A 17,513-nucleotide genomic window follows, 5' to 3' on the forward strand; every position below is an offset into this window, starting at 1 on the left:
TCAACAAAGTGTCACTTATGTCAAATTTATCACTTTTACATAAAAAACCCAGTCTAAACTGGGTTTTTTATCAAATCTTAAAGAATTAACTTCAGATTAATGGTGAGAGAAAATACGCTCTGGTGCGTGGTACAAAGCCACACCCAATTCATTAGCGCGCTTAATCACATCTGCATCCTTTAATGAACCGGCAGGTGCAATGACTGCCGTAACACCAGCTGCCGCAGCAGTTTCTACACCATCTGCAAAAGGAAAGAAACCATCACTGGACATTACTGAACCTTGAATATCTTCCTCACCCTCATACTTAAGTTTAAACTTAGCAATAGCTTGTTCAATAGCTCCAACACGATCTTGCTCACCTGTACCAACTGAAACAGTCGTACCATTTTTCACAAGAACAACGCCATTGGAACGAACATTAATATTGAAGTACCAAGCCGCTAACATATCTTTCTTTTCTTGCTCAGAAGCTTGCACAGTTGATTCTTGAAAACCACAAGCTTTATTTTCACCGGTTGCCGGTTTCAAATCTGCAATACTTTTTAGTGATGTGGTTAAAGGAGCCGCAATTACAATGGAGCCATCTGCTAAAGTCTTTAAGCTATTGTGACGATCGGCTTCTTCACCAGTATAACGTGGTAAATCGCTCAAATTACCACACTGAAGAATACGAATAGCTTTATTCATTTTTACATCAGGATTAGTAAATACAGCCATCGCCGCTTCATCTACTTCAGGAGCTACAACACATTCAACAAATGAAGACATAATCTCTTTGGCCGTAGCTTCATCAACAGTCGTGTTAAAAGCAATCGTACTACCAAAAGCCGCTCTTGGATCTGCATCACGAGCTTGGACATAAGCTGTAAAAACATCTTTAGCCGTAGCTGCGCCAGAAGGGTTAACGTGCTTCATAACTGCACAAGTTGGCTCATCAAAAAATTTCACGATGTTTAAAGCATAAGAAATATCTTCTAAGTTTGTCTGAGAAAGACCACTCTTACCGTTTTTTAAAACTTTGAGATCGCCAATAGGACTTGCGACTCCAGCAGGCTTGTAAAAAGCAGCTGTTTGGTGAGGGTTAGTACCGTAACGCAGGTCATCAACTTTTGAATAGTCAGCACCACAGATAACAAGATTGTCTTCATAGGAACCCTCATTACGATTGAGGTATGCACTTCTAGATAAAGTCTTTTCAGACATGATTATTTTTCCTTTTTTGATGTTTGTAAATATTTTTTGATGTTAATAGCGCCAGGTAAAACCGCAAGTAATTCAGGACTAGTTTCACTAAAAACAATAGTTAATTTATTAATGTAGTGATTACGCTTGGAGACTTGGATACCTTGTGCAAATTTTTGAAAATCTGAAATTGATAAATTTATTAATTGCGCCGAATAATTTGCACAAGCAGCAATATACCAAGTTGCGCTCGAATGTTCATTCAGCCAAGCACTCGCTTTTTTCTGATCAAACTGAGCCCACCTTTTAAGCACGACAGAAACTAAGCTATAGTTGAGAAAATCATTACTTTCAGCAAAGTCTAAAAATCTCGGTATATTCTCCTCTTTCACTTCCCATGCCAAGAAGTTAACCACCAGATTACTCATATCCTTATCCTCTATACTCCTAAAGAGTGCCAGACTCTCTGGGCTAAAAGTGTAATTGGGGTGGATCAATAATTGCGTCGTGTATAAATCTCTAAGCTTTGAGCCCGTTATTTTATCGCGAGAAGATTTTATTTGTTTTTTACTGAGTTGATATTTTATAACTGAGCTCAACATGTGCTTAACGCTTGCTAAATAATCATCATATATTTCTTTTGCATTTATAAATGAGGAATTTAGAAGATCATCAATCAGTGGCTTTTTATTAACTTCAGCTGGGAAGTTTTCTACAAAATAAGAAGATAACTGAAGGTTCTTAGTCATCCCTGAAACAAGGTCATCCTGACTATAAAATATCAATTCTCTTAATAGACTCTTTGGCGTTTCGCTTATTAGCCAATCAAAGGCTTTCTGTGGGTTTTTATCCGCGAAGCCACGTAAGAGCGAAGAACGTATCTCCCCCAACTCACGCAATTCAAGTACACTTAGATCTGCCATCAAACGACTTGGGTTTTCTTTGGCGAGTTTACTATTGACTAGGTTTTTAAATTTTTTCAGTTCTTTTTTGGAACGAATTTTACTTAAATAATTTTCTTTTGGCTTAGTTTTCTTACCAACCGAAGTCACTGCGATCCAGCCATAACATAAATCTTTTTTGTAAGACGAAAGACTAAGTACTTTTTTGAGAATCACTTTTTCGTTTTTTGGAAAAGCTCTTTCTATAAAATCTTTCAAATAGGCTTCACGTTTCTCTGGTTCTAAGCTAATAAAAATCCAATCGAGATAAGACACCGCATTAGTGGCGCAATTGAGTAAAAAGACGAAACGAATCAACTTTTCTTTATCGGGGTTTTTGGAGTTCACCATCCATTTATAGGCTTTCGCAAAGTCATTTTGTGCCCAAGTATTCAAAGTTAAAAGAAGTAGATTCTCATACTCAGGTAAAACTTTTAGGTCATCCAAATAACTGACGGCTTGTTCGGGTCTACTTTGAGCCCAAATTAAATAGATTCCTTCTAGAGTGTACGAACGCCAATCTCTTTGTTTTAAATTCAAAGCTAATTTTATACCGTGGTAAGGCGATAACTCCCCACGGTCAACAACCGCACGTAGTAAGCCCTCTTCAATAAAGGCTTGATCTTGATTTGAAATCAACCATTCGCCACACTCTTGAGGTGAGCTTAGCATCCACATGGGTAAAAGTTCACTAAAAACTAGTGATTTACGCTCATTTGATTCCAGACTGAGTGCCCAAGCCAAAGTGCCTTGAGCATTCTCCCTTATCCAAGCTTGAAGGGACTCCTGAAAATAAGTGGTATTTGCCGAGATTTCAGTTTCCGGCAATTCACCGATTGCAGGTGTTGAGTTCTCTTCTAGAGACGTAGGCTTTTTTATTGCCTTGGTAAGCTCAACTAAGTCTTCGGCTTTATATTTTTCTTTAGCTCTTGCTCCACGCCAGCTCAAAACTGATACATAAACCGCCATGGCAGCACATAGAGCGATTAAAGCGCGGAGAGATAAGCGAATCATTTTTTAGCGTGATCTAACAACCCGATCAGCTAGCTCAGCCAATGCAGGCATCATATTTAAGAAGCATTGCTGATACATTTCATCATCTCCACCAACGGGATCTTCGACACCTAACTTACTGTCGAGTAAAGTTAGTAAGAGGCGAGCTTTTTCTTTGGCTTCTGGAAAATCTTTAGTCAATTCATTGAGCTGAGCTTTCTCCATACAAAAGATCGCTTCGCAATCACTTACCATCTCAGCCGTAACACGACGAGAAATATGATTTTCAATAACGACACCTAGGTTGGACATAAGTTCAACAGCTAATTCAGAGGCAGCAGCACCTTCAAGTGCTTGAGTACCAGCAGAGATCGCAGCAACACCCGTAATTTTATTTTGAGTGCACAAATGATTAAAAAAAGCGGCAGCCATAGGGCTACGACATGAATTGGCATTGCAGACAAAAAGAATATTCATCATTTATCCTGTATCTTAAAATTTATTAAATATAAAAACTTAAGGTAATGCAAAAATCATTTTTCACCTCATTGAACAATGATAAAATGACTTATTTATCTGCCCAACCCCAACGTTTTGAAAAAGGCCAAAAAACGGCAAAGGCTGTACCCATTAGGTTTTCACGTGGGACTGTGGCCCAATAGCGGCTATCTAGGCTATTATTGCTATTGTCACCCAACATGTAGTACTGATCTTCACCCATAGTGAAAAGATCTGCGTCTTCAGTAAACTCCATCTTGTAGCCATTATTAAATTCAGCTTTAACTAAATAAGGCACGTAAGAATCAGATCGATAAAATAAAATTGCGTCATTTGTCGTAACTTTAATCATATTATCACCCAAATCTTCTACAGGCTTAGTTTTATTCCCCAGTGCAATCGAATAAGCATAACGCTCATTAAGGGGCACTCGTTTATAACCATTAAAACCATCTTTTTTACTCATGACATTTGCAAATCCCTGATGAATTTGGTCCATTTTTACAAATTGTTCTTCACCTTGTTTACGCAAGTATAAATCACGGTTTGAATCAATTTTTAAAGTATCACCAGGTAGCCCTGCCAAGCGTTTAATATAAAATTGCCCGCCTAAACTTTTACCATCATACTGCTTAATATTTTTAGTCTCAAAAACGGCAATATCACCCCTTCTCGGCTCGCGTAAATTATACACATAGCGATTAACGAATAAATTATCACCGGTCTCTACATAACCATTCATTTTCTGAGAACCCGAATCAGCATACTTCGATTTTGACCATAATTCGTAAGCCTCGGCAAGGTGCTTCATTTGCCCTGGGAAGTCATTTTTCTCGCCTTGGTTCACGGTGTAATAAGTACGAGTAAACAATTTTTGAACTAAAAAATTTCTTTTATCATCAAGCTGCTCCGTAGCACCAATAATAGGAACATCATCATTAAAATATGAACGCCCAAAATAGATGGGGTAGAGATAATTTTCACGGAATTTTTCGACTTTAGAATCGTCTTCTAAATAAACATTAATTCCGTGAAGCGTGGGACGCATTGAGTTGGTTGGAATCTTAAATGGCTGTAAAATAACAGCTCTAAAGGCAAAGGCTATAGCCACAACAACCACGAAACCTTCGATCTTAGCGCCCCAATCTGAGTACTTCTTGCGAGGAATTTTGTTATTCACCGCATCGAGTCTTTCTTCAATTTTTTCTACTTCAGCAGACTTATCTTTTAGAGCCGCTTGAACTTCTTTGCGTAAATCGCGCAATTCCTGATTCAGCGCCTCGGGGTATAAATCTTCATTCATACGAGTTTCGTGTTTAAGAAAACGTAAGAACTCTTTGAGCTTACGCTGACGTTTAACCGATGCAGTCAGAGCCACATGAGCCCACACAGCCCAGGAAATGACTATAACTAATAAAATATGAAGATATAAATCGCCCATGAATTACTCCGAAGTCGAGGCCTTAAGCACCTGGACAAAAGCTTCCTGAGGAATATTCACTGTACCAATCTGCTTCATGCGTTTCTTACCTTCTTTCTGCTTTTCAAGAAGTTTTCTCTTACGTGAAACATCGCCACCATAACATTTGGCAATTACGTTTTTGCGAAGAGCGCTAATTGTTTCACGTGCAACAATTTTACCACCAACACATGCCTGAATTGCAATGGCAAACATTTGACGTGGAACTACTTCTTTCAAACGTTCGGCAATTTTACGGCCACGTGATTCAGCGTGGTCGCGATGCACAATAGATGCAAAGGCATCAATGGGATCACCATTAACTTGTAGATCTAATTTAACGAGAGGAGCTTGCTGGTAACCGCTTGGTTCATAGTTCATCGAACCATAACCACGAGTCATAGATTTGAGGCGGTCATTAAAGTCAATAACAATTTCATGCAAAGGTAAAGTTGCAGTCAACATAACATGACGATCATCCACTGCTTGAGTATTTTCACAAAGCCCACGTTTTTCCATAATCAAACTCATAGCGGCACCAATGTAGTCATGCGGGATCATGATATTAGCTTTAATTACTGGCTCTTCGATATAATCAATTGTTGATGGATCAGGTAAATAAACGGGGTTATCCACTTCTAGCTTTTCACCACTTTTTAAGTAGACATGGTAAATAACTGAAGGGTAAGTCGAAATAATATCCATACCATAGTGACGTCTTAAACGCTCCTGGATAATCTCCATATGCAAGAGACCTAGAAAACCACAGCGAAAACCAAAGCCCAAGGCGGCCGAAGACTCTGCTTGGTAAATAAAAGAAGGGTCGTTCAATTGCAATTTACCCATACTCAAACGCAAAGCTTCAAAGTCGGCACTATCAATTGGGTAGATCCCCGAATAAACCATTGGTAAAACTTCTTCAAAACCGTCCAAGGCTTTTTCTACTGGAAAGGCTTTAGATGTAATTGTATCACCAATTTTTGATTCAGCTGTATCTTTAATATTAGCAATAAGATAACCTACTGAACCTTCCGTAAGCTCACTTAAAGCTTTCATTTTTGGCGTAAAAACACCCACTTCTTTAACTTCGTAGGATTTATTGGTCTGCATCATAGTAATTTGATCACCAGCCTTCGCAGTTCCTGAAACAACGCGAACATAGTTAATCACACCGCGATATGAATCATAACTTGAGTCGACGATTAAACTTGCCAGGCGATCTTCTTCTGGATCTGGAGGACAAGGGATACGATCAATAATTGCTTCAATGATTTCAGGGATACCCTCGCCAGATTTAGCGGAACAAAGAAGTGCTTCTTCACTTGGAATGGCTAAAATCTCTTCCAATTGCTCATAACACATAGCTAAATCAGTCGCAGGTAAATCAATTTTATTGAGCACAGGGATAATTGTTAAACCCTGCTTCATTGCTAAGTTAATATTCGCTACCGTCTGTGCCTGTACACCTTGAGTTGCATCAATAATTAGAACTGCGCCTTCACAAGCGGCTAATGATCGACTCACTTCATAAGCAAAGTCCACGTGACCTGGAGTATCGATTAAATTAAGTTCGTATACTTCCTCATCCTTAGCCTTATAAGCCATAGTAACGGGGTGAGCTTTAATGGTGATTCCGCGCTCGCGCTCCAAATCCATATTATCCAATAACTGCTCTTCCATTTCACGATCACTTACCGTGTTGGTCATCTGTAAAAGCCTGTCAGCCAATGTCGATTTACCATGATCGATATGAGCAATAATACTAAAATTTCGGATTTTGTTTCTTTCCATAGTGTCTATCTCTAAAGTTATTTTGTTTTGAGCGCTATCCATAAATGATTCATCAAGGCACTCTAATCTAAATTAATCCTTTGAGGATAATCGTTTTAACCATCAATTCAACACTAACACAAAGCAAACTGACTGATCATAAAGATCAAATATATTAATCCGCTCTAAACAAACAAATGACTTTTTTTCAAAACTCATTATATTGCCCCACTTTGATAATTTAACATTAGGAAACAAGATGGATCCAGAAGACGCACTCATTGAAAAAATTCAAAACAATTTAAGCAACAATGGCTTCCCAGAGAAAATCGTTGCCTTCCCAATAGACAAGATCCAAGCCATCGTAGAGAAAGATCAACTAGAATTAGATATGATCTTATCACGCCTATCCATGGCGGGTATCTACTCAGAAGAACAAGGCGATAAATTAATCTTCTCATCTTCTCCTGACAGCTTCAGCACTCAGAATGATGAATCTAATGAAGATCCCGCAACAGCCACTGATGGTCTTGGTGATTTACTCAAAGGACTCGGAGATCTACCCTTTGATCCCGCATCTTTTGCAGGAAAATCGAAAGACGACATAATGAACATGGGTAAAGAAATGATGGAGAAAATGTCTGAGACTGATAAAGCTGAACTCTTTCAGAAATTCATGTCTATGCCCGCTGAACAAAAAGAAAAGCTCATGGGAAAAGCAAAAGATTTTAATCTTTTTTAAAAGCTACGCCAAGAATATAAAATAGAACTCAGTGGTCGTCTAAAGAACGCCTACTGAGCTCAACCCACATGGCTGCTTCATCTTCAAGCTGACCTTGCTTACGAACTTCTATCCAAGAATCCAAAGTTGTGTGTGAGCCATTATCCAAATAATCGTTAATAAGTTCTTCCCAATCGTCTCTTGGGTACCAATGAGAACTCATGATGTCATACTCCATCACTGACTGTAACTCTTTTGGGATTTGCTCTATAGAGTCTTTATCTAGGTACTCACAGCCCTGCAAGAGAACAATTACCGCTTCTCGATCAATATGCTTTAGGTCAGAATACTGAGGTTTCAAAGGTAGCTTTTCGCTAATATCCGGAAAACACTGCTCTAAAGCCAAGCCCTGAATAGGCTCGATTTCATCTAAGCTCAAACGCTCATCAAGCTCTTTCTGTAAAAGTCCCTCAAGTAAAAGGGAGATATCTTCATCAGGACCTAAACGAGGCAGTATTTTCTTCAGTAAATCCTGCGACAAAGGAACATTAAGGTCTTTTTTATCCTTAGCCAAGACCTATTCCTTGAGCCCTATATTACTACCTGGATAGGCATTAAGATAGAAGTATACCATAATGCGATATTCATCATCATAATCTTCAAAACGAACCGCACCCGTCCAAGCATGTAAACGGCGCTGCAGCTCAACCATGTAACGAATAAATTCATTTTCTTTAGGGTCATAACTTGCTCTAAAAGACAAAAAGTTGTTATACCACAAACGATATCTCACCCCTGCTGTCAAAGTCTGTCTCTCTTCATAAAAACGAGAAAAACTTGATGCGTATGTTGAGCTATACATCGTTGAAGCATTTGAATACAAGTTTTGGCTCTCAAACTCATTTCTATAGAGATAATTCAAAGTGTACTGAAGTTTATCGGGATCTCCCACCGCGGCAGTAAGTGAAAAAATATTCACATCATTCTCTTCTAAGTCTACGATAATATCTGACTCGAAAGACAAATTATCCCTTGGGTCAAAGGTCACATTCGTACCCAAGTCGCCCACACCTTCACGAGCATCATCTTCATCACTCGGCAAATGAAAATCGACCCAAGTATTTACAGTAACCAAATTATGTACTTGACCATCTCTTCTTGTTTGAAAGCGGTTTTTAACACCCGTACGCACCCAGTGCTGTTCGGCTATCCTATCGGTTTCATCAAAATAATACAAGTTTTCTCTATCTTCTGAAACATAAGGGATGTAGTTATGGTTCATGTAAGGCTCAATCACATGGCGCAAACCATTAACGTTCATCCATTCATTTTGAACATCGAGATTTACCTTATAAGCCTTGAAACTTAATTCATAACCAATTTCCGCCACCAACCTAAGGGCATCATCACCGTCATCATCATAGTTGTTATACGTATAACCGGGATCATTATAAGGATCATTCCCATATATCAATCGACTCAAGTCTTGATCACTCACATCACCATCACTTGTATCTGAGTAATAGGTCAACCTAACAGCTGCACGTGGCGTAAAATTCAGCCAATTATTTATTTTTGTGTTATAATGAATGGCATGTAAACTATCCAATCTTGCTGATTCATAATCTTCTAAATCAGAGATGGGATCATCATCAAAGTCGCGCCACTTTGCTTTATAGGAACCAAATTTATTTTCATTGGTGTAATAAAAATCACTATTAGCTATACGATAATTCGGCAAGTCATAGCGTAACTCGGGGAGACGTTCAACAGTGGAATCAAAGTCATTTAAACGTGCATTCGCACCTAATGATAGAGAGTAGTTGTCACTTAAATATTCCAAGTCAACATAATTGAGCGATGAGTCAAAGTTTTTATCAAAAGAGCTTCCGTTCTCAACATAATCTTCTTTATACTGTAAATCAGAAGTCAAATCCAATTTCAAACGCCAAGTAAGCTTATCCATTATATCCCAGCGATGAAATACATCGACATTATACCTATCATCAGGCTCGTCAAATCTCTCGAAATCTTCTTCATCAAAATTTGCATCTGTATTGGGCATATAATAAAACAATGATTTAAACTCGTGATTTTTACCTTTGCTCTCTGTCGACACACCATAGGCCATGCCGTGATCTGCACGAAAATCAACCATTGGAGTTACTTTGACATTTTTATTGACTTTAATCTCGCGACTAACGAGTAAAAAAGCTCCCCAATCTGAGCTATAACCTGGGACAACTTTAAATTGACCATCACTACCATCTAAGTGGCTTGTTAGATAAGGTAGATAAAAAATTGGAACATCTGCTACGTAGGTTTTAATTCCGTGGGCATCATATGAGCCATCTTCGTTATAAACGACCTTGTCTGCCTTCCAGTAATAGTGAACATCATGACCAAGATCACCAAGGTCACAAGTCGTAAACTTAACGTTATAGCCAGTAATAGTTTTATCTTCTTTACTCTCAATCTTGTCACCTAACAAATACCAAGAGCCAGTTTTCCCCTGGTATTCACCCACATTTATCACGCGGGTTTTTATGTTACCTGTAACTTCTTGAGCTTTGATTTCGTCTCCCGCCTCCAAGCCAGTGGCTACCACATTGCCAGTGGCTTTAAAATCAAATGTCTGAGTATTAACCTCAGCGTAATCACAAGTAATTAAACCTTTACCTGTACTTATTCGCACATTATTCTTGAGGATGAAAGTATTTGTTTTTTGCTGAAACTCAGAAGAGTCAGCATTCACTTGAGAACCCTTAAAGTTAAAGAGCCCCTGAGCATTCAAGTCACTACTTGCTATAAAAATTATACTTAGACAAACTGTAAGCCAGTTATACATTCGTTTCATTAAACAGTCCCTTATTCTAATAAGCTATCAAGATACTCTCAAAGCAGTCTCTGTCTAACCAAGAGAGTAGCTTTCATTAGCCATTAAATACTTTTTAAAGCTTAGAGCAAGGCTTTGTAGGCTTCTACCGTTTTTTCAGCTATCGAAGTCCAACTAAATTCATCGACTGCACGCTGACGACCTGCTTGCGCCATGCGTTCACGCAAATCGGGATCTGCAATTAAACGGTTGACTTCTTCCGCCAAATCATCAGAAAAATTCTGTGGATTAACAGGTTCGTAAGGAGCCTCATCGAGTTGATGAACGGGAACTAAAAAACCCGTTTCATGATGCACAACCACTTCTTTAATGCCGCCAACTGCACTTGCAACAACTGCCGTCTCACAAGACATTGCTTCGAGATTTATAATGCCAAAGGGCTCATATATAGATGGGCAGCAAAAGATGTCAGCATGTGAATAAAGTTTAATAATAGACTTTTTATCCAACATTTCTGAAATCCAGATCACACCTTCGCGATTTTCGCTTACACGATCAACCGCCTCTTTCATTTCTTGTTCAATCTCAGGTGTATCAGGTGCACCTGCCGCCAAAACAATCTGCGCTGAGGGGTCAATTTTTGGAATTGAATTCACAAGATGAATTATCCCTTTTTGACGAGTGATCCTACCCACGAACAAAACTATGGGACGATCTGGGTCAATCCCATAGGAGCGCATGAGATCGGGGTCAAGTGTTTTCGAATATTCTTCCGTGTCAATACCATTATAGATAATCTGCACTTTTTCTTCATCAACATTAAAGTGCTTCATCACGTCATCTTTTGTATCTTTAGAAACTGCTATCACTAGATCTGCAGATTCGATCGCAGTCTTTTCTACCCATGAAGAGACATCATAACCACGACCAAGCTGCTCAGATTTCCATGGTCTTAAGGGCTCTAAACTATGAGTCGTCACAACCAACTTTGATCCGTATAACTTTTGACATAAAAGCCCTGCAAAATGCGTATACCAAGTGTGACAATGAACAACATCTGCATCACTAGGCTCCATCGCAAATGATTGACAATGATTTAGGGTATTAAATAAGCCTTTGAATTTTGCTTCGCCATTTTCGGGGAAATTAAGCTTAGGCTCATGTCCTTTGACTGAAATATTCTCACCCTGCACGTCCTGATCACCAAAACACCTAACTTCTGTGGGAATCAATTTTGCTAATTCTCTACTTAAATACTCAATATGAACACCAGCACCACCATAAACGTTGGGGGGAAATTCATTTGTTAACAAAAGACTTTTCATACCTATCCTTTTTTCTTATAATAATTGATCAATAACTTTCCTTATCTCACCGGAACCCCATCCGCGCCCAGCTAAATAACGGTATAATTTTTGACGTTTTTTAAATTCATCACTTTCTCGATGCAAAGATTTTAACTTCTTTTGCGCCAAACGCAACAGTTCATCAGGGGCCTCGTCTTGAGATAGTGTAAATTCTTGAACAATTTCACGTACTAAATTAGCCTCCAAGCCACGCATGCGCATTTTCTGACTCACAACACGCGGGCCAAAACCTTTCTTCGTCAACTCTTTACAATAGAGCTCTGCAAAACGCCTATCATCTAAATAACCATAGGATTCCATTTCTCCTAAAACCTTATCGATGAGTTGAAGACTAAAATCTTGTTTGTCTCTGAGCTTTTTTCTAAGCTCTCCCCTACTATGTAGTCGTCTAAACAGTAAATCGGATGCTTTTTTGCGACATTGATTTAAGAGTTTTTCTCCGAAAAAGCTCTGGTAAAGCTCCTCGGAAATTTCGGCACCTAAGTCCAAACTCTGACTTCTATACTGGAAGGGATCTAAAACGAATTTCTCTTTTGTATCTAAGCTTATTTCTAGCCTACCATCTTCAAGAAATTTGCGTTTAATTAACCTCCTTTCAGCCAAGGGTTAACCCCATATTATCAATAAGTCGTGCGGGACCGAATTTTGCAGCAACGAGAACTCGAATCTCTCCAGCATTCATAAAACCATCTAACTCTTGGAGGCTCTCTGCATTTAAAAACTCAATATAATCTACTTGACCACCACTAGATTCAATCATCTCATGCATTTCACCCTTCAGAATCTCAGGTGTAATTGAAGGCTTGTTTTTAATTTCTTCCAAAGCGTAATTGAGAGATTTTGAAAGACTCAAAGCATTGCTTCGCTCTTCATTACTTAAATAACGGTTCCTAGATGACATGGCCAAGCCATCCTCTTCCCGAATTAATGGTGCCCCAATAACTTCCACAGGAAAATTAAGATCCCTCACCATACGTCGAATAACTGCCAGCTGTTGAAAATCTTTCTCACCGAAAATCGCACAGTCCGGAAGCACTGCTAAAAATAATTTTGTGACAATTGTAGTCACTCCACGAAAATGACCCAGTCGCTTAGCACCACAAAGACCTAAACCCACTTGAGTTTCATCCACCCAAGTGGAACTACCTTGCGGATACATTTCCTGTGCAGATGGAGTAAAAACAGCATCAGCGCCTTCTAAATCACACAAATGCATATCTTCCTTTAAAGGACGTGGGTATGCATCTAAATCTTCTCCCTCACCAAACTGGGTCGGGTTAACAAATATAGTAACGATGATTTTTTGAGCGTACTTCTTTGCAAGTCGTATTAGGGACAGGTGCCCTTCGTGTAAAGCTCCCATCGTAGGAATTACAGCTACCTTATCACCACAAAAATGCCACTGCTTAGAAAGCTCCTGCATTTGAGCAATCGTCTTAACTTGCTGCATTAATACCAATTCTCATCAGAAGGAAAAAAACTCGATTTTACATCTTGCTTGTATTGACCAAAAGCCCCTTCAATCTGCTCAGCTAAATTTAAATACTTTCTAGCATGCCTAGGAGTAAAACGTGGATCCAAACCCAGGATATCATGCATTACTTGAACTTGGCCATCACAGATAGCACCTGAACCTATACCAATAATGGGGATATCTACAGCCGCAACAATACGCTCAGCCGCCTCTTTTTTGACACATTCCATCACTATCGCAAAAGCGCCAGCTTCTTGGAGGGATAAAGCATCTTTTAATAATTGTTCTTCATCCTCTTCCGTTCGCCCACGAACTTTGTAACCACCTTTCACTAAAACAGCCTGAGGCAACAGACCTATATGTCCCATAACAGGGATCCCACCTTGAACCATCAATTTAACGAGATCAGAAACCTCTTCGCCACCTTCAATTTTCACTGCGCTAACTAGACTCTCTTGCATAAAACGCGTCGCATTCTTCAAGGCCTCATGACTTGAACCATGATAAGACATAAAAGGCATATCTGCCACAACCAAAGCTTCCTCTGAACCTCGCACAACAGCTGCACTGTGACGCAAACAATCTTCTAAACTGACTGGAACTGTTGTCTCATGACCTAGAACCGTCATACCCAGTGAATCACCAACAAGTAACAAGTCCACCCCTGCACGATCAGCCAACAAGGCCGACGTTGAATCATAGGCGGTGACACAAGCAATTTTCTCAGCACTTTTATAGAGCTTCCAGATATCGCTGACTGTATTTCTCATCTTTAATCTTCCAAAAATTTTTACGGCTCATAGGCTAATTCTTATGTCCCATTTTTCAAGCTAATCTCACTAGCCTTTTCGCCTCAAAAACTAAATTGAAAAAAACGCCCACTCCATATTAGCTAAAGCTATCACGGTGGCATCCACATTTAATCCACCCTCCAAAGTGAACTAAAAGTAGTAATTCAAGCTCAGACCAAATTCGTTCCAATCTTGGTGAAAGGAATCCGTCCACTTAAAGAAACCTGTTAGGCTCAAGCTTTTGCTTACGCTCCAATTCAGACTACTCTTCAACTCAGTCATCTGATTACTCTGCCCCAAAACACCCCAGCTATGACGCCCAGATAACTGCGCCGAACTATGCTGATTGAAGTAATACATAGTCCCTAACTCTGGACCAATGGATAACATATAACTATCATTGAGAACTCCTGAGAAATGAAGCGATGGACGCAATAGACCATAGACAAGTATTGAATCTTTAAAAAGAGAACTTTGACCAAAACCAGTATCAATATAAGTCGCCACATGCAAGTCCTCATCATCTTCTCTCAAGCGAAGCGCCTCTGCCCCCACATCAACTACCCAAGACATCGGATTAAAATACTCATCCACAGGTGCTAGTGAATGAATCGTCGCCAACTGAAACTTTCTCAACTCCAAGTCTTTATCATCATAAAAATAATAAAGCTCAGTATTCAGAACCTCAATGGCACTACCCTTTAAATAACCCGCCCAGGCATCTTCTAAAGCATGGTATGCAGGACGTAAACTCAAACCCACAAAGGCTTCGTCATCATAAGAACCCACACTTGTTTTTACACGCATGGAATCATGACCTTCTGCAGGATCAAAAGGCACCGCATATTCATAAGGTTTATCATTTCGCCCCAACTTAGATCTTGTCCGTAAAGTACCTAAGTAAAGCTCTTGATACTCATCCTGATCCATTTCTCCATCGGCTAAATGAATGAGCATGAGTTCCACTGCCACATCGTAAATTCTGCGTTGCTCTTCCATCGTGTAAGTCGACAAAAGTTCCACTTCTTCTGGCTGGGCTTCTCTTCTCGATAATTTTTTTGACAAATTTTTCTGTGAGGGTTTTAATGGCTGGGCGACAGATCGTATTTTGGTTGATTTAGAAGGTCTATACTGACCTTCTTTAAGTAAGCCATTGCCTTTCACTAATTTAATTGTATCCACTGGCAAAACCCAAAAATCATTTGCTTGTCTTGCCAAATTCAACCCTGGTCGTGCAGCATCAATGGCAAAAAGCAGATTGTAAGAACAATTCTCATCAAAGAAATAATAATCCGAATTAACCTCTTCCATTTCAATGACATGCATCAAAACACGCTCAACTTCTTTTTGCGTAAATTTAAAATCGTATTCCCACACATCTCTCATATTGTGGTCAGAGTACTCGATAACTTTCTCGAAGTACCGCACTATATTAAATGTCCCTGGGTACATACCTAGAACACCCTTGATAGCAAACTGCACGCCATCTGTTTCTTCAGTCCTCGCTGAATAATTCACCGAATATGCCATGAGTTTCTTATTGCGCTTACCCTCTATGTTAAGAAGTGTATGCCCAAAAAGGGACGAAGGATTATTCATGTATTGACTTGGAAAAATCAATTGAACTTTATTGGGTTCAATATTTTTAAGTATGCGCTCAAACTTAGGACTATGATCGGAAACAAAGACTTCTTTTGCCTCTGGAATCACTTCCAACAACCAATCTAAACGCGCGGGAAATAGATTCACTACATGCTCATTTTCACTAGGGTCACCCCTTGAAAAAGCCTCCAAACAAGCCTCTAATTCAGCCTCGGGATTATACTTACCTTGCGGAGATAGAAAAAACTTGTCATCATCAACAACACTTGCTTCCGAAAAAAAACCTTTATCATAGTGAAGTAAATTCAACCAATGCCTCTCGGAGGCCACACCACGTTCTTTTGCTAATTCTTTTAAACCAGCTACATCCATTGCACCTACTGACAAAAGCAGTAGGAAGCATAATAAATACTTCATCGTTTCCCTTTATAATATTGACAGTATTAATATACTTGAAATGACGATCTTATACAGATAAAACGAGTGATTTAAGCACAAAAAAAAGCCGCCGATTTTCATCGACGGCTTAAAAACTATAGACTTACTGAGCCTTTTGCAAAAGTCATAAAACAAGCTGAATAAAAGTAGAAACATGTTATCTCAATAGTTACCAAAACAAAAAGAGAAAAAACATGAATCTACCCGGCTTATGGGATACCATAGAAAAGTATTTATTTCCAGGCTTAGAAGAACTTTTAGGCGGAGAATTAACTAAGAAAGAGAAAGAGTTTGTTCGCATCTGCACAATAACTGAGCTTGATCAGTTCAGCCATGAATTTGAATGGTGTGGATTTGGGCGACCTCCGAAAGATCATTTTAATATAGTGAAAGCTTACATAGCCAAATCCGTTTATAACTTCGATACAACAAGATCTTTTATAGACTTTCTCAAATCAAGTACAAAGATACGTCGTTTATGTGGTTGGGAATTTGCAAAACAGCTTCCTCATGAAAGTACTTTTTCTAGAGTATTTGCAGAAATCACCGCCTCTCAGCTCTGCCAAAGAATCCATGAATTCTTAGTGGTAAAACATTGTGGAGACACCTTAGTACCGCACATTAGTAGAGATTCTTCAGCAATTGAAGCTAGAGAAAAAGTCATGTCTGAACCAGGGGCTGAGCCTAAAGCCCCTAAGAAACGAGGGCGGCCTAAAAAAGGTGAGATCCGAATTAAAGAAAAAACCGTAGTGGAAAAGCAGGTCGACCGGTCACTTGAAGAAAACTTAAAAGAGCTCCCAACGCACTGTAATAAAGGGACAAAGAAAAACAGTAATGGTTATAAAGTTTCATGGAAAGGCTACAAGCTTCACTTAGATTGTATTGATGGAGATATACCAGTCGCAGGCCTATTGAGTTCAGCGTCTTTACACGACAGCCAAGCGGCAATCCCTTTAGCACAGATTAGCGCACAACGCATAACTAATTTATATGATTTAATGGATGCAGCCTATGATTCACCTTCTATCCATAAATTCAGCCATCTTTTAGGACATAAATCTATTATTGATCACAATCCTAGAAAAACTGGGGAGAAAAAGATTTTTGACCCGCCTGAAAAAGAACGGTACAAACAGCGGTCATCTGTTGAAAGAGTCTTTTCGAACTTAAAAGACAACTATGGTGGTAGGATGATCAGAGTACGAGGACATGCAAAAGTCATGACTCATCTAATGTTTGGCATTATTGCAATAACAGCAAACCAACTCTTCAAGACTATTTAGCAACTAACATAAAACTATACGTCATGATCAACTTGCGTCCATTTTTGGCTTGTTTATACTCACATGTATCCAATTTCGAGATACATGTGAGCGAGATCTTAAGATTTATCCTGGATGAACTTTTTAATCACTCTAATTCAGGACTTTTGCAAAAG

At 39.2% G+C, this 17,513-nt stretch carries 14 protein-coding genes; 2 read left to right on the plus strand and 12 right to left on the minus strand.

Features of this window, described 5'->3' with window-relative positions; genetic code table 11:
• Window positions 1-96 precede the first annotated feature (96 nt).
• The 5 genes from PQO01_RS20855 to lepA form a co-directional block, all read right to left on the minus strand.
• Entirely contained in the window at window positions 97-1,206 is a 1,110-nt protein-coding gene (locus tag PQO01_RS20855; RefSeq protein ID WP_274316163.1) for an IMP cyclohydrolase, read from the minus strand.
• Window positions 1,207-1,208: 2 nt separating this feature from the next.
• On the minus strand, window positions 1,209-3,140 hold the full coding sequence (locus tag PQO01_RS20860; RefSeq protein WP_274316164.1) for a hypothetical protein: 1,932 nt from the start codon (window positions 3,138-3,140) through the stop codon (window positions 1,209-1,211).
• Between the two features lie 3 nt (window positions 3,141-3,143).
• A complete protein-coding gene (locus PQO01_RS20865; protein ID WP_274316165.1) occupies window positions 3,144-3,596 on the minus strand; it encodes an arsenate reductase/protein-tyrosine-phosphatase family protein in 453 nt (150 codons plus the stop codon).
• A 91-nt stretch (window positions 3,597-3,687) separates the two neighbouring features.
• Window positions 3,688-5,058 (minus strand): S26 family signal peptidase, encoded by a 1,371-nt coding sequence (locus tag PQO01_RS20870; RefSeq protein ID WP_274316166.1) that lies wholly within the window; start codon window positions 5,056-5,058, stop codon window positions 3,688-3,690.
• Window positions 5,059-5,061: 3 nt separating this feature from the next.
• A complete protein-coding gene (gene lepA / locus PQO01_RS20875; protein WP_420792939.1) occupies window positions 5,062-6,867 on the minus strand; it encodes a translation elongation factor 4 in 1,806 nt (601 codons plus the stop codon).
• A 238-nt stretch (window positions 6,868-7,105) separates the two neighbouring features.
• Here lepA and PQO01_RS20880 point away from each other — a divergent pair, with 238 nt between their 5' ends.
• Window positions 7,106-7,588 carry a hypothetical protein gene (locus PQO01_RS20880; protein ID WP_274316168.1) on the plus strand — a complete coding sequence of 161 codons (483 nt, stop codon included), beginning with the start codon at window positions 7,106-7,108 and terminating at the stop codon, window positions 7,586-7,588.
• Between the two features lie 28 nt (window positions 7,589-7,616).
• Here PQO01_RS20880 and PQO01_RS20885 read toward each other — a convergent pair whose 3' ends face one another.
• From PQO01_RS20885 to PQO01_RS20915, 7 genes are all read right to left on the minus strand, one after another.
• Complete coding sequence (locus tag PQO01_RS20885; protein WP_274316169.1) at window positions 7,617-8,141, minus strand: hypothetical protein; 525 nt, start codon at window positions 8,139-8,141, stop codon at window positions 7,617-7,619.
• Between the two features lie 3 nt (window positions 8,142-8,144).
• Window positions 8,145-10,424 (minus strand): LPS-assembly protein LptD, encoded by a 2,280-nt coding sequence (locus PQO01_RS20890; RefSeq protein WP_274316170.1) that lies wholly within the window; start codon window positions 10,422-10,424, stop codon window positions 8,145-8,147.
• Between the two features lie 101 nt (window positions 10,425-10,525).
• Window positions 10,526-11,728, minus strand: coding sequence for a glycogen synthase (gene glgA, locus PQO01_RS20895; protein ID WP_274316171.1), 1,203 nt, complete (start codon window positions 11,726-11,728; stop codon window positions 10,526-10,528).
• Window positions 11,729-11,743: 15 nt separating this feature from the next.
• On the minus strand, window positions 11,744-12,373 hold the full coding sequence (locus tag PQO01_RS20900) for a regulatory protein RecX (RefSeq protein WP_274316172.1): 630 nt from the start codon (window positions 12,371-12,373) through the stop codon (window positions 11,744-11,746).
• Complete coding sequence (gene panC, locus PQO01_RS20905; RefSeq protein WP_274316173.1) at window positions 12,366-13,220, minus strand: pantoate--beta-alanine ligase; 855 nt, start codon at window positions 13,218-13,220, stop codon at window positions 12,366-12,368. The genes PQO01_RS20900 and panC overlap by 8 nt, the downstream gene beginning before the upstream one ends.
• Window positions 13,220-14,014, minus strand: coding sequence for a 3-methyl-2-oxobutanoate hydroxymethyltransferase (panB, locus tag PQO01_RS20910; RefSeq protein WP_274316174.1), 795 nt, complete (start codon window positions 14,012-14,014; stop codon window positions 13,220-13,222). Before panB ends, panC begins: the two co-directional genes overlap by 1 nt.
• 171 nt (window positions 14,015-14,185) lie before the next feature.
• Window positions 14,186-16,054, minus strand: a complete 1,869-nt coding sequence (locus PQO01_RS20915) for an Lnb N-terminal periplasmic domain-containing protein (protein WP_274316175.1) — start codon at window positions 16,052-16,054, stop codon at window positions 14,186-14,188.
• A gap of 215 nt (window positions 16,055-16,269) precedes the next feature.
• Here PQO01_RS20915 and PQO01_RS20920 point away from each other — a divergent pair, with 215 nt between their 5' ends.
• A complete protein-coding gene (locus PQO01_RS20920; RefSeq protein WP_274312032.1) occupies window positions 16,270-17,358 on the plus strand; it encodes a transposase in 1,089 nt (362 codons plus the stop codon).
• Window positions 17,359-17,513 lie beyond the last annotated feature (155 nt).

This window comes from Lentisphaera marina, assembly GCF_028745505.1.
Classification (GTDB): Bacteria; Verrucomicrobiota; Lentisphaeria; order Lentisphaerales; family Lentisphaeraceae; genus Lentisphaera; species Lentisphaera marina.